The 26074-nt window shown below is 58.8% G+C and carries 16 protein-coding genes and 2 pseudogenes; 5 read left to right on the top strand and 13 right to left on the bottom strand.

Annotation, left to right across the window (positions count from 1 at the left end; genetic code table 11):
• Window positions 1-234 (top strand): IS256 family transposase (locus BMIN_RS02175; protein ID WP_034886231.1); only part of this gene is annotated, 234 nt, incomplete at its 5' end.
• A gap of 239 nt (window positions 235-473) precedes the next feature.
• Here BMIN_RS02175 and BMIN_RS07970 read toward each other — a convergent pair.
• On the bottom strand, window positions 474-4766 hold the full coding sequence (locus tag BMIN_RS07970) for an Ig-like domain-containing protein (RefSeq protein ID WP_051913483.1): 4293 nt from the start codon (window positions 4764-4766) through the stop codon (window positions 474-476).
• A 29-nt stretch (window positions 4767-4795) separates the two neighbouring features.
• Here BMIN_RS07970 and BMIN_RS08695 point away from each other — a divergent pair, with 29 nt between their 5' ends.
• Window positions 4796-4936 carry a hypothetical protein gene (locus tag BMIN_RS08695; RefSeq protein WP_022861307.1) on the top strand — a complete coding sequence of 47 codons (141 nt, stop codon included), beginning with the start codon at window positions 4796-4798 and terminating at the stop codon, window positions 4934-4936.
• Window positions 4937-4999: 63 nt separating this feature from the next.
• Here the strand turns inward: BMIN_RS08695 and BMIN_RS09155 are convergent, their stop codons facing one another.
• A complete protein-coding gene (locus tag BMIN_RS09155; RefSeq protein WP_022861306.1) occupies window positions 5000-5314 on the bottom strand; it encodes a hypothetical protein in 315 nt (104 codons plus the stop codon).
• Between BMIN_RS09155 and BMIN_RS08515 the strand changes: the two are divergent.
• Window positions 5283-5390, top strand: a pseudogene (locus tag BMIN_RS08515) (universal stress protein); the annotation flags it as partial. The gene BMIN_RS09155 and the pseudogene BMIN_RS08515 sit on opposite strands and share 32 nt — an antisense overlap.
• Before the next feature lie 105 nt (window positions 5391-5495).
• Here the strand turns inward: BMIN_RS08515 and BMIN_RS02150 are convergent.
• The 11 genes and pseudogenes from BMIN_RS02150 to BMIN_RS02100 form a co-directional block, all read right to left on the bottom strand.
• Window positions 5496-6338, bottom strand: coding sequence for an IS3 family transposase (locus BMIN_RS02150; protein ID WP_081648011.1), 843 nt, complete (start codon window positions 6336-6338; stop codon window positions 5496-5498).
• Window positions 6339-6343: 5 nt separating this feature from the next.
• Complete coding sequence (locus tag BMIN_RS02145) at window positions 6344-6811, bottom strand: helix-turn-helix domain-containing protein (protein WP_202961041.1); 468 nt, start codon at window positions 6809-6811, stop codon at window positions 6344-6346.
• 273 nt (window positions 6812-7084) lie between these two features.
• The gene (locus tag BMIN_RS07965) at window positions 7085-8161 is read right to left on the bottom strand and encodes a class C sortase (RefSeq protein ID WP_022861303.1); all 1077 of its coding nucleotides are present in this window, start codon (window positions 8159-8161) and stop codon (window positions 7085-7087) included.
• Window positions 8161-9183 (bottom strand): Cna B-type domain-containing protein, encoded by a 1023-nt coding sequence (locus BMIN_RS02135; protein ID WP_022861302.1) that lies wholly within the window; start codon window positions 9181-9183, stop codon window positions 8161-8163. Before BMIN_RS02135 ends, BMIN_RS07965 begins: the two co-directional genes overlap by 1 nt.
• Window positions 9184-9571: 388 nt before the next feature.
• Entirely contained in the window at window positions 9572-11218 is a 1647-nt protein-coding gene (locus BMIN_RS02130) for a SpaH/EbpB family LPXTG-anchored major pilin (RefSeq protein ID WP_022861301.1), read from the bottom strand.
• Between the two features lie 115 nt (window positions 11219-11333).
• The gene (locus BMIN_RS02125; protein WP_026647494.1) at window positions 11334-15617 is read right to left on the bottom strand and encodes a SpaA isopeptide-forming pilin-related protein; all 4284 of its coding nucleotides are present in this window, start codon (window positions 15615-15617) and stop codon (window positions 11334-11336) included.
• 607 nt (window positions 15618-16224) lie between these two features.
• Window positions 16225-17643 (bottom strand): DUF3027 domain-containing protein, encoded by a 1419-nt coding sequence (locus BMIN_RS02120; RefSeq protein ID WP_081928445.1) that lies wholly within the window; start codon window positions 17641-17643, stop codon window positions 16225-16227.
• A gap of 3 nt (window positions 17644-17646) precedes the next feature.
• Window positions 17647-18036, bottom strand: coding sequence for a cold-shock protein (locus BMIN_RS02115; RefSeq protein WP_026647493.1), 390 nt, complete (start codon window positions 18034-18036; stop codon window positions 17647-17649).
• Between the two features lie 246 nt (window positions 18037-18282).
• Window positions 18283-19161: pseudogene (locus BMIN_RS02110) on the bottom strand (sensor histidine kinase); the annotation flags it as partial.
• 357 nt (window positions 19162-19518) lie between these two features.
• A complete protein-coding gene (locus tag BMIN_RS02105) occupies window positions 19519-19953 on the bottom strand; it encodes a hypothetical protein (RefSeq protein ID WP_022861296.1) in 435 nt (144 codons plus the stop codon).
• A gap of 1027 nt (window positions 19954-20980) precedes the next feature.
• Complete coding sequence (locus BMIN_RS02100) at window positions 20981-22303, bottom strand: amidohydrolase family protein (RefSeq protein ID WP_022861294.1); 1323 nt, start codon at window positions 22301-22303, stop codon at window positions 20981-20983.
• A gap of 157 nt (window positions 22304-22460) precedes the next feature.
• On the opposite strand from BMIN_RS02100, the gene BMIN_RS02095 reads away from it, so the two are divergent.
• Entirely contained in the window at window positions 22461-24149 is a 1689-nt protein-coding gene (locus BMIN_RS02095) for a PucR family transcriptional regulator (protein WP_022861293.1), read from the top strand.
• 399 nt (window positions 24150-24548) lie between these two features.
• Window positions 24549-26033, top strand: a complete 1485-nt coding sequence (locus BMIN_RS02090) for a purine-cytosine permease family protein (RefSeq protein WP_202961040.1) — start codon at window positions 24549-24551, stop codon at window positions 26031-26033.
• Window positions 26034-26074: the final 41 nt, after the last annotated feature.

Below are 26074 nucleotides of genomic sequence, written 5' to 3'. Positions count from 1 at the left end.
CTGCTCGACGATTATCCTCGTGAGCACCGCCGGCGGATCCGCACGAACAACATGATCGAACGATTGAACCGCGAGATCCGCAGAAGGACCCGTGTCGTGGGCGCATTCCCCGACGGCAAATCAGCCTTGATGCTCATCACCGCCAGAATCAGATACGTCACCGCCAACGACTGGTCCACACGCCGCTACCTGGACATGTCCCGCCTCCAGGACACCATACAGGAAGCGAACTGAAAACCCACACAGGCGGGCAAGAACCAAAGTGCGCAAGAACCCGGGCACTACCATGCAGTAACACTGCAATGACGCAATATTTTTAAATTCTAAAAATAAATTTTGCACTATCGGCTGAAATAGTGAATGACGTCAGAACCACTTGAGGGATAACAACGAAAGAATTCCGTTCTTATCCCTCAAGAACTAGAGATTTTCCAATTAGCAGCATTCTGCAGGCGGAATATAATCTCAATAGTTTATTTGTTGGTTATGGTGCAGTTTGGTGTGACGTCGGTGATCATCTGGCCGCCGGCCACGGCGACGCCGCCGCCGCTCACTCGGTAGTCCTTGCCCTGCCCGCCGTTGTTGTCCCAGGCGGAACCGCCGTCCGTGAACGCCATGCGCACCTGCCCGCCGGCGGTGTCCGGGATCGTGTACCTGTACCAGCCGCCGCAGGAGGCCTCCATCTGCTGCGCGCCGCCGGACCACTTGCCGTTCGCCTGGTAGTTGACCTTCGCGGTCTTCCACGAGGAATCCGGCTTGTACCACACCGTCATCGGCGTGCCGAACGACGGGGCGGAGTACGAGACCTTCCCCCCGGACACGGACACGACCGAGCCGCTCACGCGGTAGTCCTTGCCCTGCCCGCCGTTGTTGTCCCAGGCGGAACCGCCGTCCGTGAACGCCATGCGCACCTGCCCGCCGGCGGTGTCCGGGATCGTGTACCTGTACCAGCCATCCCTGTACAGGGTCATCTGCTGGGCCGAGCCCGTCCACTTGCCGTTCGCCTTGTAATGCACCTTCGCGGTCTTCCACGACGACGCCGGCTTGTACCACACCGTCATCGGCTGCTTCGGCACGTCCGTCACCGTCACCGTGACCGACGCGCTCTTGCCGCCAGCAGACGCGGTGACCGTGGCCGTACCCGCCTTCACGGCAGACACATAACCCGTACCCGTCACAGTGGCAACCGCGGCGTTCGACGAACTCCACGTCACCGTCTTATTGGTCGCGTTCGACGGATTGACGGTCGCAGTCAGCTGGGCCGACTTGCCCTTGGCGAGCGACAGCTTGCCATTCGACACACCAGAACCCGAAACCGCAACAGACGACACCGGAACATCAGGCGCCTTGCAAGTCACTGCGGACAGTGTGGCGGACGATCCGTCCCACTGAACTGCCGTGCCACGAGTGAGCTCAAGGCCTGGGACCATATCAGCCGGGTAGCGGTTGGAGTTACTACCGTTGTCAGAGAAGATCACGCGATACGTGCCCGTACCCAGATCCGGAACCTCGATACGGTAGGTACCAGCGGAAGCGCAGCTGTCTGCCGTGGTCATCGCGGTCATCGCCTCGCCCGGCCACTTCGCATGGCTTGTGGCAGAGGAGCCTTCACCGCTGTAGATGTAAGCGTACACGCTCTTCCAGCCGGCAGGCTTCTTGACGTACAGGTAGTTCGAGGATGTGGTCGTGCCACCACCCTGAGAGCCACCGCCCTGGGAACCGGAATCAGTGACCGTCACTGTGATGCTGGCGCTCTTGCCGCCCGCAGTCGCGGTGATCTTGGCCGTGCCGGCCTTCACGGCCGTCACATTGCCCGTACCCGTCACCGAAGCGACCGACGCGTCAGACGAGCTCCACGTCACCGTCTTGCTCGTCGCGTTCGACGGGCTCACCGACGCGGAAAGCTGCACCGACTTGCCCTTGGCCAGCGACAGCGCACCATCCGACACACCAGAACCGGAGATAGCAACCGACGACACCGGAACCGTGGTCGAGCCACCACCAGTGGAACCAGAATCCTTGGCACCGATGCGAGCGAACGGAACAGTGAAGTTGTCTTCATCGGACTTCTCGAAGCTGTTGTTCTCTTGCGAGCCGGCGGAATCATCCTGGTCAGCGTTGTCGTTCTCGGTGAGGTCATACGGCAGGGAATCCATGCCGGACTTGCCCATGGTCGCCACGACCTGCACACCGAGACCGCTCTTGGCAACGGACACAGCGTCAGTACCGAGCTCGCTCAGCGGGATGGACATCTCATAGTGGAAGTCCATGGTGCTGGAGTTGTGGCCCTTGGTGTTGAAGTCGACCCACTTGGCGTTCTCATTGGTCATATCGCCGACGACACGGCCGTTGTTGGTGCCGTAGGCGCCGTCAATGCCGTAGACGTTCTTGCTGAGAATACCCTTGCCCCACTTCATCTTGATGCCGGAAGCCTGGGTGTTCGTCTTCGCATCAGCCTTCGGGCCGTAGATTGCGTTGGCGTTCAAACCGGTGCTGTCGCCGCTGTACACAAACGGACCATTGGCACCGTTGGTGGAAATGGCAACGATACGGTTGAGCTTCTCCTGCCAAGTCAAGCCGGAGTTCCACAGCGTGCCGCCGGTGGTGAGTTGGGCGCTTTTGCCGATGGTATCAGACTGACCGGTGCTGAAGGCGATGAAGAACGGGACGTTCATGGTTTCGTAGAGCGTGCCCTGCGACAGCGGATAGTTGTCGTTCGGCGCGACCACGTCCTGGACGTTCGTCATTTCCCACATGAGATACACATTGTTGTCGTCATACGCGGCATACAGGGTGTACAGATCAATCGGGACCTCATACATCGAGTTCGGCCGATACACGCGCGGGTCGTCGTTGGCGGTGCCCTGCGCGACGATCATCGAGCTGTCCCAGTCAGAAAGATCACCGTCGACGGTGATGGTCTTCTTCGCGCCATACCCGGCCTTGTTGGTCGAATAGTAGCTGGCGAGGTTCTGCACCGGGGTGGCGATCTTCGAATACGTGTAAGCATTCGTCAGTTCCTTGCCTGTGGTGCTGCCCTTGGCTTTCACTGTCACGGTGATGGAATCGCCGATCTTGCTGCTGCCGCCGACTTCGATGGTGTCGCCGTCCTTGAAGGAGCCGGACTTGCCTTCGGAAGTGGTGTAGGTGGCGCCGGACGCGTTGCGGGTGTGCAGGGTCACGGTCATCGTGTCGGTGGAGAAGGACTTGCTCTCAGGGCTCGCGGTGACGGTCTCGACCGTGCCGACCTCGGCGTTGGTGTCGTAGAAGGCGCTCACTGCGCCGCCCTTGGCGGTGCCGGCAGTGATCTTGCCGCCGGAGACGGCGATAGTGCCGCCGTTGACCTGGTCGGTGTAGGTGCCGTCGTCAAGGGTGGTGTCCGAACCGGCGAGGTTGACGTCGCCGCCCATGTTGGCGATGACCACGCCATCGTCATCGGCCTTGCCGTCCTTGGCGTAGCGCTCGACCATGAGGCAGGAGTTCTGGCTCTGGCAGTTGCGCAGGTACTCGCTGTTGCCGTTCATCTTGTTGCGGAAGTAGTTGACCGCGACCACGGCCTTGTCCTTCCACATGTTGTCACCGGCATCGCCCAGCTGAGACTGCTCGGCGAACTGCGCGTTGTTGCCGCCGGATCCGACCGGGCGGTTGAAGTACAGCGGGGCGCCGCCGGCACGGGAACCGACGATGGCCCAGCCCATACGCAGCTGGTAATCGGTCAGACCGGTGGATTCCTTGTCGCCGTTCGCGTAGTTATCGTGTGATTCAACCCAGGTGACCAGCTGATCATCCTTCGCACCGCCGTTACGCAGGCTCGACAGGTTGCTGGCGTTCAGGCTGCTGCTCTTGATGGCCGCACGCACGGTCTTGCCGTAGTCAGAAGCCGTGGCGCCGCCGCCATCGGAGGAATACTGGGTGAACATGTTGGTGTAGCCCGTATAGCTCAGGCTACTGTCGCCCTGAAGCACCTCACCGTACTGGTACTGTGCGCCGTTCTTCAAAATGGTCTCCCAGTACACGGAATGCTGCGAAAACTCGTCAGGAAGCTCGACGTGCTTGGCGGCATCGAAGCGGAAACCATCGACACCGTCATTGACCGCCTCGACGAGGAAGCCCTTCATCTTGTTGGCGGCGGTCTGATTCTCGGTGTTGATATCCCACAAGCCGAGCAGATGGCAATGCGTCACCTGCCAGCGGTTGCTGTAGTTGATCTGGTCGCCGGCGTTGCCCGGGCAGTTGGTACGCGAGTGGAACAGGCTGGTGTCCTTCCAGTCGCTGCCAATTGCGTTCCAGTCGGACGTGAAGTGGTTGGCGACCACGTCAACGATGATACGCACGCCGTACTTGTGGGCTTCGGCGCACATATCCTTGAGGTCTTGTTCGGAACCCACTACGAAGTTGCCGATGGTCGTGTCCGTCGGCTGGTAGACGTAATACCAGTTTTCGGTGAATTTCTTGCCGTTGGCCGGGTTCGTCTTGACGGCGCTCATCGGCTCGGTCTGAACCGACGTGTAGCCCGCCTCGGCGATCGCCTTCATGTTGTTCTTGATAGTGTTGAACGACCACATCCACGCGTGGAGGATTGCGCCGTTCTTCATATCCTTGGTCAGGCCATACTTCGCGCGGGCGGCTTCGAAATCCGCATTGCCCAGCGTATCGGTATAGCTGTCACGGCCGGTTCCGGCGGCGAGCGCCGTCTGCGTACCGACAATGGAGAAGCTGGCGAACAGCATGGCGAATGCCGTGACACCGGCCAGAATGACCCGCATCACATCATGTGACGCGCTATGGTGATGCCGTGATTGTGCGGCATCGGTTGAGAGTGCAGTCGACCATCGACCAGTACTCATTGATCCTCCTCGACTCGACGGAATCGGGCATCGCCTCGATGGAGTGCCGCGGTTCTGATGATGTTATGGCGCTGGACACTGTTGTCTGACACCAGCCTCAGTTTAGGTTAAATGACATAATGTGTGTTTTATTCCGGCGTGTCGAGGTGGCGTCATCGGGTCTTGCCTGCCCAGCCTTTCCTGATGTCGAATCCTGATTCGTGGGCGTCAATGCCGGGTGCGGCCTCTTGTGTGCTGCCGGCGGGCAGGCCGGTGCTCGTGGTGGGCGGCTCGGTGGTTTCCTCGTGTGCGGCGGTGATGAACGACGCGGGGTCGGGGTTGTGCGTCTTCATGTACAAGACCCGTTCGCAGCGTTTCATGGGTTCCTCCGTCAGGCCGCGGTGGGTGTCGAGGACGCGCTTGATGTCGGCGTTGACGCCGCCCTCGAGACGGTTGGTGGTGGACGGGTCGCGCGGCCTGACCGGCATGGATGCGCATTGCCTGGGGTCGGTGAGCCGTCAAATCATTAATTTCGCCGAGTGCCCGATCACCGTGGTGCACTGAGACGGGTACGTGGTGTCATCGTGGGGTGGGAACTCGCCCCGCCCCGCATACACGCTGAGGTGAACTGCACCCCAATAGTTGGACTTGTTTATGAGGATACACGGGTCAGGCGGTGAGGGTCATTTCCCGGAATTCGATCGGGGCTCGGCCGTTGAGCTGTTCCTGGCGACGCTGGGTGTTCCAGTACACGATGTAGCTGTTAAGCTCCTGTTTGAACTGCTCGAACGAGGCGAACCTGCGGCCTGTGTAGAACTCGTCCTTGAGATGGCCGAACACCTGTTCGGTGGCGGCGTTGTCCAGGCAGTTGCCCTTGCGGCTCATTGACTGGCGGATGCCAAGTTCCTTGAGTCGTTGCCGCCACCAGCGGTGCTGGTACTGCCAACCCCTATCCGAATGCAAGATCGGATGCGCATCTTCTGGCAGGCGGGCCTCGAGCATGGTGAGCAAGCGGTGCTGCTGGGCGAGATCAGGATGCTGGGATACATCCCACGCGATGATCTCCTTGCTCGCCATGTCGTAGACGGGGGCAAGATACGCCTTCGTGGCGGCGACCCGAAACTCCGTGACGTCCGTACCCAGCTTCTCAAAGGGCTTGCCGGCCGTGAAGTCGCGTTTCAACAGGTTCCGCACATACCCGCCACTATCACCCCGGTACGAGCTGTAATGCTTCCACGGGTTTCTGGCACGGATCTGGCAGCGCAAGCCCATGCGGTGCATGACCTTCAAGACGCTCTTAGCCGACACCCGCACACCGAACTCGTGGAGGAGGCTCATGCGGATCTGCCGGTGCCCGCACCCGTTCGGACACCGATGCCAGACCATGTCGATCAACGGCTCGAGATCCGGTCTGGTGACCTGTTCAGGATGTTTTTTCTCATAAAAGTAGGTGGATCTCGCCAACCCGGTAATCTTCAACAAATCGGTCAGCCGGTACCGCCCTGCAAGCATAGCCACTACCAGGGTTTTCTCCCGGTTCGTGACCTGTCTTCGGCCTGCAGGGCATGGAGTTTTTCCAGATAAGCAACCTTCGCCTGCAAATAGCTGACCTGATCACGAAGAGCTTGCTCCGGTGAAGACCGCAGTGGTGGTTTGTTGCCCGATCCCTTCGGGCGTCCCTGCGGTTTCGCACGTAGTGCCTCAGCGCCTCCAGCACGGTACTTACTGCACCAATGGGTCACCGGTGATCTGCTCGCGATACCATACTTGGCCATGACCTGGGGCAAGCTCATCCCCTGGTCAATGACATCACGCACGGCGGCGAGCTTGATCTCGTAAGGATACATCTTCTTTCCACTCGTCCCCATCACCGCCTCCACGCCAGCCGAGCGGACCAGCATGATCCATTCCTCGGCCGTTTGGACGGGCATGTCCAGTTCACGCGCCAACCGATGCTGACCATACCCCTGATGAATAAGTTCCACCGCCCTACGCCTGCACGCCGTATCATAACGCTGCCGCCCATCATGTTTACACAAACCAATCGCACCCTTCCATTATCGAACCTGTATTATCACGGTCCAACTATTGGGGTGCAGTTCATATCACGCCGTTGCAAACTAGTTTGTTGTAGTTCTCTACGGCCGGCGGCATCGACCACAGAACCATGATTGCAATGGCGCCCGTTACGGCCAGATAGCAATAATCGTGATTGGAATGACCATTTTCGTCATTCCAATCACGGCTATTGTCATGTGTTAGTGTTTGCTGCGATGTTTGGTCTTTCGCTTGCGGTAGGCGCGTCCGGAGTTGTGCGCGCCGGTCGATTCGCGGGCGGTACGCACGTGCACGAGCACTGTTACGAGCGCCACCAGTATGGCGACAACCAGCAGCGCTACGTTGATCGTGGTGAACACCATGCTGGTCGGATCATCGTATTGCGTGTTGTCCGGCGTGGTCGGGTTCGGGATGCGATGCCCGCGCACCAGCAGTCGATGCGAGTTCACACCGTAGGGCGTGCAGGTTATGAGCGTGGCGAAGTCCATTGAGGTGCTGATGTTCAATGCGCTCAGGTCATCCGGCAGCACTACTTTGATCTGATCGACCTGGTACGTGTAGGTGTCGTCGAGCACGTGGAACGCGAAGGTGTCGCCCTTTTTCAGCTCGTCCAATCCGGTGAATAGTCGCGCGGACGGCAGGCCGGTATGGCCGGAGATCACCGCGTGCGTGGTCGGCCCGCCGACCGGCAGTGAGGTGCCCGCCAAATGCCCGGTGGCGACCTGCAGCACACCTTCATCGGTGCCGTGGTAGATCGGCAGTTTCACTTTGATGCGGGGAATGGTCACGTAGCCCATGATGCCGGTGCCGGTGATGTCAAGCGTGTTCTTGTACTGCTCTTGTTGTATGGCGTTCATGTGCCAGCGGTCGCTGTTGGCGGCGAGTTTGAGGTTGTAGGCGTGCGCGGCGTCGAGGAGTTTCTTCTTCTCGGCTTTGGACATGTCTTTGGATTTGGCCACGTACCCGGCGACGGCGTATGACTGGTGCATTCGGTTCCACCAGTCGGCCACGGACGGGTAGGCGATGAGGCCGAGGCCGCCGATCAGCACCACGACCAGGAACCCGATGATGAGGTTCAGGCCGAGATTGTCTTTTTTGCGTTTTTTGCGGCGGTCAACACGGCTCATCGTTTCCGATTGCTGCGCGTCGGTTTCCGGGGTCGCTGCGTCGGTTTCAGAGGTCGCGGCGCTTTCGGATGCGACGCTTTCGGCGTCGCTATCCGTTATCTGGCGTTCTTTCCGGCGTTTGCCGGTATGTTTCTCGCTCGAACCGAACATCACTCGCTATCGTCCGGGGAGGTTTGTGCCGCGGCGTTTTCCGTGGTGTTCTTCTTGCGTACCACGACGGCGATTGCGATGCCGGCGACGGCCAGCACGACTACGATCACGGCGATGATGGCAACGCTCGCACCGGTTTTCGCAAATTCGGGCTTGGCGGTGTTGGTTACCGTGTAATCGTTGTTTTCACGGTCGACGAGCGCGGTGTAGTTGCCCGGCACGTTCGCTTCGACCACGGTGTACTCGTGCTTGGCTTGCAAGCCCTTCCACGTGTATTTCCAGTCGTTGGCGTTGTTGAGCATGATGGAATCGTAGATCTTGCCGTCTTGCAGCAAGTTCATCGTCACGTTTTCGGGGCGCTTGGCGGAGTTCTTGTCCTTCCACACCTTGTTTACGCTGGTGGTGGTGGTGGGCGGGACCGCGCAATCCGCTTTCGGTTCGATGCCGAGGGTGCGCTGTTCGTCGGCGTTCTTGTGGACGTTCGGCAGGGCGATGAGCATGGCGGCGGTCTGGCAGGTGAGCACGTTGTCCTCGTAGGGGGCGACGACCGCAAGGTAGAGGCCATCCTTCAGCTGGTTGAAGGTGGCAACACCGGCGCTATCGGTTTTGAGGGTGCTTTCCGCGGCGGGCTTGTTCACTGCGATGTACCCGGCCATGGTGTTGGCGAAGTCGCGCAGGGTCTTCTGGTCGGCGTTGAGGATATCCCAGTCGACCGGGTATTTGCCGTGACCGGCGAAGTCGCCTGCGGGAGTGTAGCCGCCTTTGGCGGACCAGTCAGCCAGGTAGTAGAGGTTGATGGTGGCGAGGTTGAGTGCGGCGTCCTGATACTCGTAGGTTACGGTGATGCTGCCGTTCGTGTTGGCTGCGGCACTGGCGTCCGTTGTGGAGTCGGCCGCCATGGCTGCTGGTGCGCTCAAGCCGATGGTCGTGAGCACGAGCGCGACCGCGCAGCACAGCGCCGTGATGATGCGGTGCGTTGCCGTTCTGTTTTTCATCTCGGCCCTCTCATTCTGGCTTGTCATGTGTGTCACCTTCGTCGGAAGTTCTTGTGTTCTCGTGGTTCCTTAATCGGGTTCCCCTCGGGCCCCTATCAGGGTTCCTTAGGATGCGGACAGCCGTCAAACACGATGCGCGTGCATGACGCGCGCGGCTCGTGGTTGACGATCATTCGTAACGTAAGGACGGCGTTTTTGGATGTGTGATCGGATGACCGATCGGTTGTTTGGGCAATGGCGGCCGGATCCGGCGATGAGGTCGGATCCGGGCCAGTTGCGTATTGAGTTGTGCTGTTTCGTCCGGCCGGGGTGATGCCGCGAACTCTGGGAGACGCGGCATCATGCCCGACTATGGCCGGCACCGGAACCCGGTGCCATCAAACCGGCGTGAGCCGATTCGATGAAGCCGTTACGCTCAGCGAGCGTTGCGACGACGGACCGCGAAGGCGATGCCGAAGGCAGCCACCAGGACGATGGCAGCGCCAGCAGCGTACAGCACGGTGGTGCCCATACCACCGGTGGACGGCAGCAAGGAGCCCTTAGTGTTCTTGATGGTGATGTCAGCAGTACCAGCCTGCGCGTCACCCGTACCGGCGGTGCCACCCACGGTGACATCAATCTTGGTCAGAGCAGCCGCTGCATCTCCAGCCCAATCCTGACCATTGGCAGTGGTTGCAGTGATCTTGACTTCGAAGTCGCTTGCCGGCAGGTTGTAGCCTGCAGGAGCCTTGGTTTCCTTCAGATAGTAGGTGCCATCGTCCAGACCGGTGACGGAGAACAGACCGTTAGCGTCAGAGGTCAGCGTGGAGCCGCCTTCTTCAGTAGCAGACCAAGAAGTGACCGTGTTATCCGCATCGACCACTGCGTACTGGTTATTTGCATTCCTCAGCTTGAATTCAGCACCCTGAAGCTTGGTCGCAGCATTATCAGAGTCAACCTTGGTGGTATTGAGCTTGTAGGTGAAGACGATGACCTTGTCTTCCGGGGTGTTGCCGGTGGGCTGATTCTCGCCCTGGCCGGACTGATCAGGATTGTTGGAGTAGGTGAGCTTTGCGGTGTTCAGGTTGCCAGGAAGGCCGATCTCAGCAGAGGCGTTCAGCTTCGCGGTGTAATTCACGATGATGTACTGGCCCTTGGCGATGATACCGCTATTAACAGACTTCAGGTCATTGGTGGAAACCGTGAAGGTCTTAGTAGTGCCATCCTCGCTAGCATTCGCCTGGGAGACGGTGAAATCATCCGTAACGACAGTATCTTCGCTGTCGACAACCTTATCGTTGGAGAGGTAAACCTTCACATCCGCCGGATCGTCGAAGCCCTTGCCCAGAGTATCGGTGAACTTGTACACGTAGGTCGTGTACTGGCTCATGTCCGGCACAGAACCGATCAGGTGGAACGGAACCGTATCACCGATGTTGTAGTCAGCAACGTCATTGTAACCTGCGCCGTAACCGCCATCAGTGTTGAACTTGCTGGAGTTCTCCTTGACCTTCTTTTCGAGGGTTGGGACCGAGGTCTTGTCCTGAATCGTGATATCGCTGGTGATGGCGAGCACTGCCGGGTTGTAGACAGTCTGGTTACCTTCAGTGGTGGAATCGACAATCAGGTAGTAGCCGGTGGCAAGAGTATTAGCACCATTCGTCAGAGCGGTACCGTCACCCGTCTTGTTCGCCAAAGCGATCTTGGCGACAATGTTGGTGTTCGCGCCATTGGACGCGAAGTTGTCCGTGTTGCCGAGTGCCTTCACGAACTGGTCAGAAGTGGTCACCGTGCTGAAATAGCTGCCAATGGTCTTATCGGCCTGCAACGCAGCAAGGAACTTAGCGGAATCGATGCCAGTGCCCCAGCTGGTGGAGCCAAGGGCCCCACCAGATTCAGCCTGGCTACCAGTGAGGATCTGGTATGCGGTATACGTATGGTCCTTCAGGTTCGTGGTAGTCGGAACGGTAACCGTCACGTTGTTGTCGGCTGCCATTGCGGAACTAGCCACGCCGGCGAGGCCTGCGACAGCCATGGCTGCGGATGCAGTCACGGCAACAAGGCCTTTGAGTACCTTATTCATTCTTCTTCCTTTACTTTATTGGGTTATATCTTCTCTGATATTAAGTTTTCAGCCTTTTAGGAGAGGGCGTCATAGAACAGCTACGGGCCGCCCTCCCCTCTCACAGAGTCGATAATCATGATTGCCGCCTCCTGAGGCTCAAGGCCAGACCGGCCACGGCAATCGCCACTGCGAGGAATCCCGCAGTGTACATCTTGTTCACCCCTTCGCCGCCCGTGCTAGGCAGGACGACACCGGGCACATTCTCAATATCACCAAGAGCGACGCTAAGCGTAACCGACGAATCGTTCGGACCGATGGTGAACTTATGCACCGTGGTGTCCAGGTTGAATCCGTCAGGTGCCACGGTTTCCACGAGTTCGTACTCACCCCACTTCAGGCCGCTCAATGCGAACTTGCCTGCCGCGTTGTCAGTATCGTAGGGATCGCCAGTGCTAGTTGGAGTGCACGTAGCGTCAACGCAGTCCGTGATGTTCCAGGCTTCAGCGGAGCTCATGGAAACAAAACTTGTTCCGTTCCACATGCGCACGCGCTTCAACGTCCACTGCGATCCGGAAAGCAGCCTACTCGTACCTTTCGAGACCTTCAACCAAGTCACGGAACCAGTCTTACGTATGTTGTACACGGTTTCCGCAGTCGCGCCGGAGCCACCTACGACCGTAAGGTGAATCTCACCATCGACCGAATTCGCGTCAATCGTGAACGTATACGTCGTGTCGTTGGTAGCGAAACCATCACGCGGCTGTTCCTTCAACGTGTACACGCCCCACGGCAGTCCCACGAACTTGAATTGGCCTGCAGCGGAATCCTTGTCGGCATACACACCTTCGCCACCGTTATCAATCAACGTGTGCACATAGTTGTCACCAGATACTTCAACCATGGAAGCCTTTTCAGCATTCCAAGCACGAGTCTGGGTCAACGTCCACTTGGTATCTCCAAGCAGCGAGTCGTCGCCGGTTCCAGATGAACCGTCATCACCGGTATCTTTCTTATTCCATACAACAGTGCCGGACTTGCGGTTGTTGGGAATCTTATTGCCGGTCGGAAGGATCGATTCGTTCGTTACGATCTGACCGTCACGAACCACGATCGTGTATTCCTTGGTGGAAAGCTCGTATCCGGCAGGAGCCTTGGTCTCCTTCAACGTGTACGTGCCGTTACTCAGGCTGACGCGGAATTTACCGACACCGGGATCCAGATCGGGAAGCGTGCCTGCAGCGGACGCACTCTCGGCAATCGGCTTGACCATGTTTGCGGCAACGTCGTCTACGGCAATACCGCTTTTCAGCACCGCGCTGTACACGTGAGCGCTGATATTGCGGGCTGCAGCCGTGGTGACGTTGCAATCGTAAACGTCGGGAACCGACAGCTTACGAGTTCCGTTCTTCACTGTCATCGCTTCAACATAGCCGTCCGAGGCGTAGCTATTCTTCGAACCACCATTGTTGTCCCAGTTATTGCCAACATGGAAAGTGACCTTGACTTCCTTACCATCCGGATTTGCAATCTCGTATGAATACCAGTTGTTGCATCCACTAACGGAAGCCATTGCGGGATCGTCATTTACGTTCAGCGTATTCCAGACATCACCGACCGCATAGTGGATTTGCGGAGTACCGTCTGTACGGTAGTAGTACACGACGGTGGACTTCGGCTTCACTGTGATATGTACGGTCCTCGACAGGTTGCCCGCCTTCACCGTGATATCGGTGTTGCCTGCGCTCACCGCAGTGACAAGACCGTCATTACTAACGGTAGCCACATTGGGGTTAGAGCTTTCCCACGTTTTAACGGTGTTTATGGGCTGCACCTCCGCAGCCAGTTGCAGCGTTCCGTTGTACTTAAGCGACACATTCTGATTGACCATACTGGTCTTGCTTGTATCGCCAGCCTTGTACAGCGTCAGCGATATGACGGAATCGCTACTAACCTTAACGTTCAACGTGGCGCACACCGAGCTATCCGACGCGGAGCAGACGGCGAACGACGTGCTGCCCTTGCCAACCGCAATGATGTTGAACGTGCCCGATCCTTCGTCGGACGAAATACGAGCCACCTGCTCATAGCCTTGGGTACCAGTCCACTTCACTTCCTGGCTGGCATCGCTCGGAGCGACAGTCACGGTAACCTGAGCGGTGTCTCCGCTCTTATCCAAAGTGAGATCACCTATGGAATTGCCGGAAGCGTCAGACAGAGCAACGCTGGTAGGCGTAGTCGTGTTGTCGGTGATGGTCCAAGACTGCTGCGGAGGATCAGTATCCGTGCGAGTCAACTGCCATTCGGAACCGGCAAGAGCACCGTCATTGTCAGTACCGTCGACCTTCGACCAAGCAAGCTCCGCACCGGCGGTTTCGTTGATAATGGCACCCTGGTTGTTCAGCAGTTTCTTGTTATCAACTGTAATCTCGACGCCGTCCGTATCGTATACCTTGCTGATGGTAGTCGAACTAGTCCCACCCTCTGCAGTATCAATGCGATAAATGTTCGTGTTCTTGGTATAGTGCGAAGCGGCTGCCAACTCACGAAGATAATAGGTGGCGTTGGGAGCAAGACCGGCAAGCGAGAACTGACCATCCGCATCATCGCCATCATTCCAACCGTTGTCGGTGATGGTGGTAAGCGGAGTAGCCGATGCGGCAACAGCGTCGTTCTTCGTGCCGTACACCAACCACGTGGTGCCACCCAATGCATTGCCATCAGCATCAACCTTGGACCACTGGATCGTGGAGCATGAGGTGGTCATCTGCCCGTACCAAGACAGGTTATGCCGTTCCTGGTCCATATCCACTGCAGAGGTGGAATATTTACCTTCGGAGTTGACAAAATTACCGTTGCCTGTGGTAACAACATCCTTGTTGTACATTTCGAAATCGCCGGTAGTCCACACACGACCGTTGGTGGAGACATGCGACTGGAAGTTACCCGCAGCACCGGAATCGTTGCCCGTTACCATAACGGAACCCATCCATGCGGCAGACGGATCATCGGTTACGTAGACGTTGTACCAGTCTTGCTTATCACCATGGTTCTGGTTCTCGTACCAGCCGGTATTGATATGCCCCGACCCCTTACCGCCAAGGATGGTAAGGGAGTTGGTGTTATAGAAGTTCCACATCAGCTGGCTTGCACGCTTGACGTATTCCTGCCCATGCGTATTGTTGTAGCGGTTTTCACCCGTCGAATTCATCATGACGTAGCCGTCGGAGATATCGACGTCGTTCCATTTGAACTGCCAGCCATTGCGGAACTTCACATCATTGCCATTACCATTAATATTGACGGCAACCGAAGCATTGTCGGAAATGTTCTTGAAGTTGAACACCACGCCGGCATCACTAATGCTATTCAGCATTGATGCATCCAGATTGAACACCTGCAACTCGTCTTTGCCGTTGCCAGTCAGCGTGATTTCCGTCTGCCGGGAATTGTTCTGAATATCGAACCGATAGACATTGTATTCGTAGGTGTTGTAGCCGTACGAGTAACGAGAACCTGTGTAATTATCCTCATTGCCTTTCGTAACAGTGTTGCTGGAAGAAATCTTCGCGAGCTTGCCGGACAGCGTAGCCACATAATTCTTATAGTCGGAATACGTGTAATCCGAACCCGTCGAAGGATTCTTCACTCCGGAAATAACGGTTTTGCTGCCATTCCAGTTGACTTTGCCCTTGCCGCCCATGGCATATACGGAATACTGTTCGCCGTTCTTCCAATTGTTACGGCTTTGCACTGTGGTTTGATTGCCCGCAATGTTCGCGTTGAAGTTATGATCATTCGTCTCGCCGGTAGCGCTATTTCCCGCTCCAGTTCCGAGCCAGCTGGAACCCTGATTAGCGTTATCGGTCCAGCCTTGGGCTCCACCGAACCAATTCAGCTCGGAATTGGTGCTATTGCCACCGACCGAAAGCACCGTTGAACCGTCCTTTGGGCGGAACTGCGAGCCAAAGCCGACGATACCCCAACGGAAACCACGCGAACGATTGAACGAACCGTCTTTATTCCAAATATTCCAAGCCTGCTTCATTGGATGGAGCAGAAGCTTTCCGTTCACAGCGGTCAAGCCTTCGGCCTCAACGGCGTAAGAACCTTCAGGAGCATTGTTGTTTTTAGCAGAAGTAATGCCCGACTTCTTGCCACCTACATACATGTCGCCGCCAACGAAAGTAGCAATACCCTCATCGTTACCGCTACCGGAAGTCTGATCGCCTAATGGCTCTGTAGTAGACGTGCAGATCGCACCGTTATTGTGACCATCGTCGGCGTTGGCGGTGGAGGAGCCGAGGACGACGGAACCTGTCACCATCATGCCGACGGCGACGAGGGTTGCGGTGAGCGCGCGGGCCGGTTTTACCCCTTGCCTCAGCGCTACGTGCTTCAGCCGTTCCACCTGATGCATCAGCGTTTCATGCTCCTCAAATAGCTCTATGTAGTGAATGTCATCGTCCCCGTTCCTACCCCTTCGTCGGTGAATTTTCCCGGTCATTGGGGAACGCTGGATTCAGCTATTCACAAACCTAGATACGAGATTATAGCGTTCGTTTGCATTGCGCAAACCGATGCTCGTAAAATTTTCATCGCTGTTTCGCCTGATTGAACGCCGCGTTTCATCACACATTGAGCACATGCCATAGAAGTACGCATTTCGTTGCAATTCCGCCGTTTCTTAACCATTATCAGACACGGTTTCAGTGTTTGTCTAACATATGTCGACAAGCAGAGTTGTTAGACTATATGATTTTCTTTGCCTAATTTCTAGCGCTATCCTTGACGCTCGGGTTCCAGATGACTACTTTTTTAGCATTCGTTGTCATCAGCACGAAAACGTTTTCAGACTCGGTAACCATACCCCCTTTTTCCAGCCCCCATCGGCATGCCACGCCGAACGCCGGACGGTACGCCCCTGCACATAGACCACCCCACGCCAGCACACATAAGTAAAAGCCGCGCTGGCGTCAACGAATGTTGACAGCAGCGCGGCTTACGCGTTGCCATGCGTTACACAACTATGACATTACACAGCAGCGAACGTCATGCTTCGGAAGAGTCTCCCTGATCCTGCTTCGATTCAGACTCAGATCCCGGCTCGGCGGCTTTGTCGACAGGCTTGTCATCAGACACCTCAACAGCGCCGTCAACAGCGCCGTCAACAGACTCATCATCGGCTTCGCCATCACCGGAAGCGGCAATATCGACCACAGCCTCAAGCTCAGCGGAGGCATCCACGCCGGAAGGCTGATTCTCATTCGCCTCATCGTCGCCGCCATCCGGCTCGGTGTTGGCGAGAATGTCCCTTCGGTGGCCTCATCATCCTGATCGTCATCAAGCCGCTCGATGGCCTCGACCGCACCATGCTCGTCGCGCGGCTTCTGGGCGATCACGTCGATATGCAGATCGTCGTATCCGGGCTTCGACTGCACCCACAGATGGCTCGGCTCCGGCGGCTCGATCTCGGAATGCTCGCCGCACCCGTGATCGACCGACACCACGCGGCCATCATCCGGGCTCCACTTGTTCGCGCACACGCCGAACATGAGGTTCAGTTCACCCTTCAACGGCACGAAGAACCCGCAGGTGGAGCACAGGTTGCCGTCCGCGGTTTTGGTGGACAGCGCCTTCGGTCCGCGCGGGCCCTCATACCAACGCTTCGCCACCTGGGCGCGGCCCTGCGGGGACAGCACATGGCGGCGGGACAGCGCGAATTCCTCGACGATGTCATCGGTTTCGACCGCCTTATCGGCCTCGATGGCTTCAGCGGCTGCAATAGCCCTCGCAGCGTTGTCAACGTTTGTTGACTTGTCGTCATCCATCACCTTGTCAACATTCGTTGGCTCGCCAACATCCGCTCGCGTGTCAACATCCGTTGCACCGTCAACATTCGTTGCGTTGTCAACATCTGTTGACGCGTTGACATCTGAAGGACCATCGACGTTTCCCGATTCCGCACCGGTTGCCACTTCGTCAACATTCGTTGACACATCACCCCTGGCGGAGGCCGATGCCGCAGCAGCCGCCTGCACGGGCTCGGTCTTACGGAACCCGCCTTCAAGCCTAGGATCATCCGGATCGGTACCGATGGAATCGGTCGGAGCCAGATCAGTCGGCTCCAAACGATCCTTCCACGGAACCCATGCGGGCGGCATCAACGCATCATCCGTGGGCACCAGCGACGATTCGTTCGCCGTCCACGTCCCCACTTCGGTGTCGTGGTACAGCGTCACCGACCACTGCCAGCCCTCATACCCGCGCACATCCGCAGCCAGGCGGAAATCCGTCACATTGTCGCCAAGCTCGATGGCATCGACCACCTCGCCCACCTGCTCGGGGGCGTCGGCCACATCCATGGCCACCGCACGGGCGATATCACGCGGATCCGGCTGCTCGGACGGCATCTGCGGATCAAGAACTTCATCGGTTCCGGTCATAAATCAGTCCTGTACATCGAAATTGTCGGCAACCGCACGCAACAGCGTCGCCAGCTTCCTGCTCTCGGAAGGAGAGGGGTAATGGTGGCGACGCAGCGTGTTGCCTGCGGAATCCAACATCTTAATGAGATCCTCGCAGATGGCGGCCATGTCATCGGGCTTCGGGCAGGTGGCCTTGACCAGCGACGGACCGGCTGCGATAAGTTTCACGTCCATGGCCTGCGGCCCCCTACGGCCAGCAACCACGGCATACTCCACCTTGGCGTTCTTACGCAACGTGGTGGTTCCAGCGGGCAAAGCGGCCGCGGGGAGGAACACGTCCTCGCCTTTCTCGCTGGCGATGAAGCCGTATCCCTTAGCGGCGTCAAACCAACGAACTCGACCGGTGGGTATTGCGCACTCTCGCTTTCCTAATCCTAAAAAACATTAAGCGATTTATTTTAGTGCAAGCTCCGTATGCCCGCCAGAGGTACGGGTGCACGGTTGGTGAGGGAATCTGGTTGGTGAAGGAGTCTAGTGGAGGAGACTGACGCGAGACGGTCACGAGACGAACATGAGACGAACATGAGACGAGAGTTGAGCGCGAAACAGAAGCTGAATGCGAAACATATGAAACCTCCCCCTCCCCCTCCACCGAAATCAGACAAAATTGGCCTGTTTTTGTCCGATTCCGGTATGGGACAGCCCGTCCGTACCGGCACCGACACTAGCCGCGCCAGCCGTACCAGCGCCAGCGCCAGCACCAGCTGCGCCGGTTGCTACCGGATTCACAAGATGCGTCAACGGCAACACAATAGTGAAAGTCAAACCACCGCCAGGCGTATCCGTAGCGCAAATAAAGCCCGGATGCGCCCTCACCACGGACTGCGCGATGGCAAGCCCCAAACCGGTTCCGCCCTTGGCCCTCGCACGCGAAGGATCGGCGGTGAAGAACCGTTCGAACAGCTGCGAGCGCGTCTCCGTAGGAACGCCCGGCCCGTGATTTTCGAAGCACAACACCGTATACGCGGTTCCGGTGGACATGCTCTGCCCCACTTCAGCCGCGTCCAGGAACTGCCGTAGCCAGGCATCATTCGAGGGCAGCGTGGCCAGGTCGCGCTGGTTGATCGAGGCGAGCATGGTGCCCATCGACACGCGCACCGATGAATCAGACGGCGTATAACGATGCACGTTGCCCACGATATTCGTCACCACCTGGCGCAACCTCGACGCGTCACCAATCAGCGTGATCGGCTGCATTTGACCTTCCACAACCTCCAACGCGCACGGGTGCTCCCCGTCCGCGGGCTTGAGCGTAACGGTGCCGCGCGTCACTTCACGTTCCGGGTCGAGCGCGTGCAGATCATCGGTCGCGTCGGTTACGAGCGAGGTGAGTGACACCTCCTGCGTCATATCGATGCCGCGCCCCTCGTCCAGTCGGGCGAGCGAGAGCAGGTCCTCCACCAGCACGGTCATGCGTTGGCTGGAACGTTCGATGTGCGCGATCGATTCGTCCGCGCGTTCCAATGCGCCTGGCATGCCAGCACCATTGGATGCGACGGATGAACGTGCGCGGCGACACCCCGGGCATCGCGGCGGCCTGCGCAAGCGTCATCCGGCCGGTCACCCGGACTGGGAACGCGCGGAATTCGGCGCTTGCCCGCGCGTTGCCGCCGTCGCCCGCGCTGCTCGCGCGGCAGCGCAGGCGACGCCACCGCTTCCTGCCCGACGATGTCGTCCCGTTCCTGCGCATCGGCTCGCCGCATATCGTGCACGGTCTCGCTGTGGATGATTTTCTTCCGCCCATCCGTCAAGCACAGCAGGGGCACGTTTTCCGGAAAAGTCAAGCGGGGACCTCGATAATGCCCCGGACCCAAAATCACCCCGCGACACGCCTTACGGCAGTAGGGATAAGTGGCAAAATAAAACACACATTTTGTCATTTAACCCGGAATCCACGTATCCCTTGAGCGCCAGTGTCTCCGTCAACCGGGTCGCCGACACGCGCCCGGCGTCGAGATAATCCTGCAAGGCCTTGAAATCAGCGGTATCACCACCATAATGCAGGAACACGATGACCCGCACTTCGCCAAGATCCATACCGAACTGCGTGGCGATACGTTCCAAATATCGGTCCAGTATTCGAGATGCCAGATGTGCCGTGATGAAAGGATTGTCACGCATGCCGTCGGGCACAATCAGAGGAAGTCGCTCCTCGCCAAGCCGCTTGGTGCTGGGCAGAGCGGGATTCGCCGAACCGTCCGACGCCCACGCGATCAGATACCGGTAGATGCTGGCCCGCTTGCGCGCGAACGTATCCTCGTCGTACACCCTGCTCAGCAGTGGGCGTATCGGGCGGCATATCGGGCGATTGTGCGAAATCTACGGGCATCGGCGCGACCTGATGCTCGATGCCTTGCGCCGGTACGCGCCGGACGGGATGCGCTGGAGCACGCCGCTGGGCGGTTACTACCTGTGGGCACGGCTGCCAGATGGCTTACGTGCCGCACGACTGCTGGATGACGCGCGGCACGCGGGCGGGACGTTCATGCCCGGTGACATGTTCGCGGTCGATGAGGATGACAGCAGTCATATCCGGCTGAATTTTGTACGGCCTTATTCTCGGCAGATCGAACCGGGGATTCGGTTACTGTGCGACACGACGCCGAGGCGGAGCAGAGCGCTGATGGGCACGGCGGCGAGCGCTAGACATCACATATCCGGACAGGTACGCATGCCAAGACATACGCAACCGGCGAGATAGACAGCCGGCACCGAGACCACCGAAATATATCCGAGCAGCTACGCATGCCAAGGCATACGTGGCAGGCGGCATCGCAGCGCTTAGCCACTGCGTCATCACTGATTTGACGGCCTGCGTATGTCTTGACATTCGCAAACCGACAGGCCCCATCACCCAGACCACCGACACCGGCCGACTCCGACGACCCACGCATGGCGGGACATACGCAACCCGCAGCATCGCCGCCCACTTGCGAAACGGCCATATGGCGGATATGTGAGCCAATCCTCACACGATGGTCTGCGGCCTACCGAAATCGGGCTGGGTGGGGCGGAATGGGCGTCACTGTGGGAGCCAATCCTCACACGATCACCCGCCGACACGGCAACACAGCAGATCACGGCCAGCCAGACAGTCATTGTGTGAGCCAATCCTCACAAACAGAGGATCTGCTTCAGAGATCTGCCTCACCCACGGCACCCACGGCCAGCCCGCGAGAACCCGCCAATCCAAAGGGCATATCCCCAGCTGCAACGCCTCGCAGCAGTTCGGTCGCCGAGTCCACCCCGACCGGCCACAGCACTCACACAACACTCGCGCTCACAACACCCACGCTCACAGCAGTTCGGTCGCCGAGTCCACGCTCGTCGTCGCGGTGAACAGCGTCCGCCCGTCGCGCACGGACCGCAGCACGTCGCAGCGCTCGTACACGGCGTTGAACACACTGTCCGCATCCAGCACCACGAAGTTCGCGGGCTTGCCGACTTCCACACCGTACGAATCGAGCATGCCGAGCGTGGTCGCGCCGTTGACGGTGAGGAACTTCATCGCGTCATCGATTTCGGGGAAACTCATCATCTGCGCCACATGCAGCACATAGTCGAGAATGATCATCATGTTGCCGTTGCCGAGCGGATACCACGGGTCTTGCATAGAATCCTGACCGAGCGACACGTTGACGCCGGCGTCGGTGAGTTCCTTGACACGCGTGATGCCGCGGCGCTTGGGGAAGGTGTCCTGCCGGCCCTGCAGGTAGAGGTTTTCGGTCGGGGCGCACGCGAAGTTGATGTGCGCAGCCTTGAGCAGCTTGGTCAGGTGGAAGAAGTACGCGTTGTCGGCCGATCCCAGGGAGCACGTGTGACTCGCGGTGGTGCGGGGGCCGATGCCCGCACGGTAGGCGAGCGCGCTGAGCAGTTCCACGTAGCGTGAGTTCGGGTCGTCGGTTTCGTCGCAGTGCACGTCGATGAGCTTGTCATACTTGGAGGCCAGCTCGACCACCGTGTGCATGGAGCGCTCGCCGAATTCGCGGCACTGTTCGAAATGCGGGATGCCGCCCACGCAGTCGGCGCCCATGCGCAGGCCTTCTTCCACAAGGTCCGCGCCACTTTCGCCGTTCGGCCCCTCGTAGGAGTACATGCCTTCCTGCGGGAAGGAGACGATCTGGATGGTCACCGTGTCTTTGAGCTCTTCCTTGAGTTCAAGGAGCGCTTTGAGCGAGGTGAGGTTCGGGTCGGTGACGTCCGCGTGGGAGCGGATGTACTGGACGCCGTGACGCAGCTCCATGCCAACGGCCTTGCGGGCGCGTGCCTTGATCTCGTCGACGGTGAGGTCGGATTTCGTGTCGCTCCAGCGTTGGATGCCTTCGAACAGGGTGCCGCTTTCGTTGACGGCGCCGGGCTTGCGTGCGGTGAACACGTAGTCGAGGTGCAGGTGAGTGTCGCAGAACGGCGGGGTGACGAGCTTGCCGCCGAGATCCACGGTTTTCACGCCGGTCATGTCGTAGCCTTGCGCGGGAAGGCTTGCGGCGAGGCCTTCGCCGATGGCGGCGAAATGGCCGTCTTCGACGAGGATGTCCTGGAGCGGGGCGGTCTGGGCGGCGGTGCTGCCGGGCTGTCCGGTGGCGATGTGGGCGTTGGTGAACAGGGTTCTGGTGGTCATGGTGTGCTCCTTCCTGCTGCCGTGCCGTCGTCTGCCGGTTTGCGCCGGCCGGTACGACGAATCGGGTTCGTGATGTATGTCGCCTATTGTGGGCGCGATGATGCGCGTTGCCGTAACGTGGAGGTGACGTCGCGAAGCCGAGAAATGGACAGTTTGTATGACGCTGACGATGCATGACGTGATGACGGACCCGATGTTCGCTCGTACCGATCCGACAATCGAGGCGGGAGAAGCAGGCATGGACCGCACGGTCCGTTGGGCGTACACGAATGAGCGGTACGATATCGCTTCGTTCCTGTCCAGCGGCGAACTGGTGATCATCGAGGGCAGTGCGCTGCTCGGCCATATGGGCGACAACGAGATCATCCGATATGTGGACACGTTGGTGGACGCCGGCGTAGCAGGTCTTGCCATCGAACTCGTGGAGGGCGTGCGCACCGTGCCAAAGGCGATGATTGCTCGCGCGGACGAGCGTGGCCTGCCCGTCATCGGTATGCATCGGCGCATGCCGTTCGTCGACTTGTGCCAGTCCATCAACACCTCAATCGTCAAGGATCAGCTGCTGGTGCAGGTGCGCACCGACACACTCGCCACGACGATGCGCACCCGGCTCGCCACTGCCCGTTCCGCGCAGGATGTCGCGAAAATCCTCAACGAGATTTTCGGCGAATCCGTGGCGATTTTTGATTCCGACGGTCTGGTGATCGCGCATTGCGGACCGTCGATTCGCCCGGCGGACGCCGATTATCCCGCGGAACGGACGCTGGTGCTGGACGTGCGCAAGAACGGCGGCCCGCTCGCAAGCATCGAAATCACCCAGCGCAATCGTCTCGCAGACGGAAGGATCGCAGACCGGGTCGATGAAGTGATCAAGCAGGTACTGCCCGCATTCGTGCAGACGCAGCCTCGCAACGCGATGCTTGCCCACGTGCTGCGGGGACCGACGAACGGCTATCGGGCGGGAGAACAGGAGATCAACGATGCAGCCACCATGTTGCAGGCGATTGGCCTGAGCGACGTGAAACACCTGATTCCGTTTGCTATCGCCATGGATTCGGTTTCGTCGTCAATCGACGCCGTCTCCCGGTGCCTGTCCGGCGACGAAGAGGAGGATGCTTCAGACGAGGACACCATCGCGGATGTACTGGAGGGGAACATGCTGTTCGGGCTGTATGCGGCGGCTGACGGCGGCGATGACAAGGGGCCTGGTTCGGGCGCGGAATTCGGCTCGGGCTTGGATACGGGCACGAATCCGGGCTCGGCCTCAGATGCAAATCCGGACCCTGCCCAAGGCGGCGGTACTGGCAAGGCCGGCAATCGCGGCGACGCGGTGATGCGACTCAAACGGCGGCTCGCAGATGTGGCCGCGCTGCCTGGAACATGGTGCATATATGGCAGGGCGGTGCCGAGCGTCAGCATGCTGCTTGATGAATGCGGTCTGCTTCAGTTCGCCGCGCACGATGCCGCAGGCCTGCCCGGCACCGGTACGGTTACGAATCTGCTGGCCGCCGCGCCGCAACGACTGCTCGGCATCGGACACACGAGGGACGCGGCCGGCGCGTTGCAGTCACTGATGCTGGGGGACGCGCTGCCGAATCAGGAATCGCTGATGCGCACTTTGGGAGCCTGTTTTGACGCAGGCGGCAATATTTCCAAGGCGTGCGAACTGCTGGAGATTCATCGTCAGACGCTGTACAACCGGCTGGCAAAAATCACCGAATTGACCGGCATCAGCAAAGAGGACAGCATGGCTTGGCCGCTGCTGCTGTGCGCCGCGAAACTCAAAGTCGCGGAACTCCAAGCCACGGAATTTCAAGCCGCGGAGCCGGCGGACGGCGGGCAATAACCGGCGCACTCCGCGTAATGGCGAGCCGAGACAACGGGCATAAGCACGGCAACGCGCGATCGCTGCACCAGCCAATCGCCCGGAAGCCCGCGATAGCCGCGGACCTAGCAATAGTCACTGGCCTAACAACCAACGCACACACATCAGTCAAGGCGCCCAGCAAATCAGCGGTCCGAATCAATCAGCACGCTTCACCCACGCTCAACAACTAGACAATTCGTCCATTTGTCGCTCCGACACCGTAATCACCGGTTCACCATCGCGCAAATCACTCCGGCGATAGTACGAGGCAACCACTCATTGTCACGCATGTCATGAATTCAGTGATCCATGACCGACGGTTCCTCCAAGACGCCGGAACAACTCCGGCAGCGGCAAATGATAGAAAGGCGGTGCCCGATGACGCAGAGGATTACATTGGCTTCAACCAACGAAATGCCATCACAAACACCCACGGCTGAACATGCCACGGCAAGCAGCAATGAAAATTACGAAGACTTCCTCTCAGTAGTACCCGAACAGGCAAAGACCAAAAGCCTGTGGGGCCAGTTCTGGGTATGGTTCGGCGCGAACGTTGCCCCCATCAACTGGCTGCTTGGCGCTCTCGGCGTCCAGATGGGTCTGGGCCTATGGGAGACTTTCGCCGTCATCCTTGCCGGCAACGCCATTGGCATGTCCGTTTTCGGCTGCATGGTGCTGCTCGGGCAGCGCACAGGCCTGACCGGCATGCTGCTCGGTCGGCGCGTTTTCGGCCGGTACGGCAACTACATTCCGACGGCTATCCAGGCGATCGTAGTCATCGGCTGGTGTGCCATCAACACTTGGGTGGTGCTGGACTTGATCACCGCACTGCTCATGAAAATCGGCCTGGTTGACTCCATCGAAGGCCATTTCGTGCTCAAGGCTTGCATCGGCGCCGTGGTCATGATCATTCAGGTCATCGTGTCTCTCTTCGGATATAAGGCGATATCGACGTTCGAAAAGTGGACTGTGCCGCCCACCGTCGCCATTCTTCTGGCCATGACCATCGCCGCATGGGGCTTCATGGGCATCGATTGGAATTATGCGGGCAACCTCACCGGCACCGGTACCGACAAGATCGCCGCCATCTCTTCCATCATGACCGCCATCGGCATTGGCTGGGGCTTCACCTGGCTTACCTACGCCTGCGATTATTCACGTTTTGTCAGCCGTTCCGTTCCCCGCCGCAAACTGTTCGGCGCGAGCGCACTCGGACAGCTCATCCCCGTGGTGTGGCTTGGCCTGCTTGGCGCGACGCTCGCCACGAAATCCGGCAGCATTGACCCCGGCCAGCTTATTGTCGACAACTTCGGCGCGCTTGCCATTCCCGTACTGCTGCTGGTCGTGCATGGCCCGATTGCGACGAATATCCTGAACATCTACAGCTTCACGCTGTCGGTGCAATGCCTGGATCTCAAGATCAACCGTCGTGCCATCAATATCGCGGTCGGATTCTTCGCGTGGCTTGGCGTGTGCCTGTTCCTCAGCCTGTCCGACATGGGCAACACCCTTGACAGCTGGCTGTCCAGCGTCGCCGGATGGACATCGGTCTGGGGCGGCATCATGTTCGTTCACTTCTATGTCATCGAACGCCATCGTGACGACTTCTCCTCGGTTCTCGACGAACCCGGCAGCGACGGCATCCCCGTGGTTCGCTGGCAGGCCATGGTCGCGTTCGTTCTCGGCCTGCTCATGACCTGGATGTTCAGCTATGGCGGACTTCCCATCTTCCAGGGTCCGATTTCCGCCGCTATCGGAGGCATCGACCTGTCATGGCTCGCGGGAATCGTCACCTCGGGCGGCGTGTACTATCTGCTCGCCCGCGCCACCAATCTGCGGGAACGCAACGCGTCCCTCGCCTGACCGCTCCAGGCGGCGCGCCTTCGGCAAGTCAACCGGGGCGC

This window comes from Bifidobacterium minimum, from assembly GCF_000741645.1.
Classification (GTDB): Bacteria; Actinomycetota; Actinomycetes; order Actinomycetales; family Bifidobacteriaceae; genus Bifidobacterium; species Bifidobacterium minimum.
This window is presented reverse-complemented; position numbering and strand designations above follow the sequence as displayed.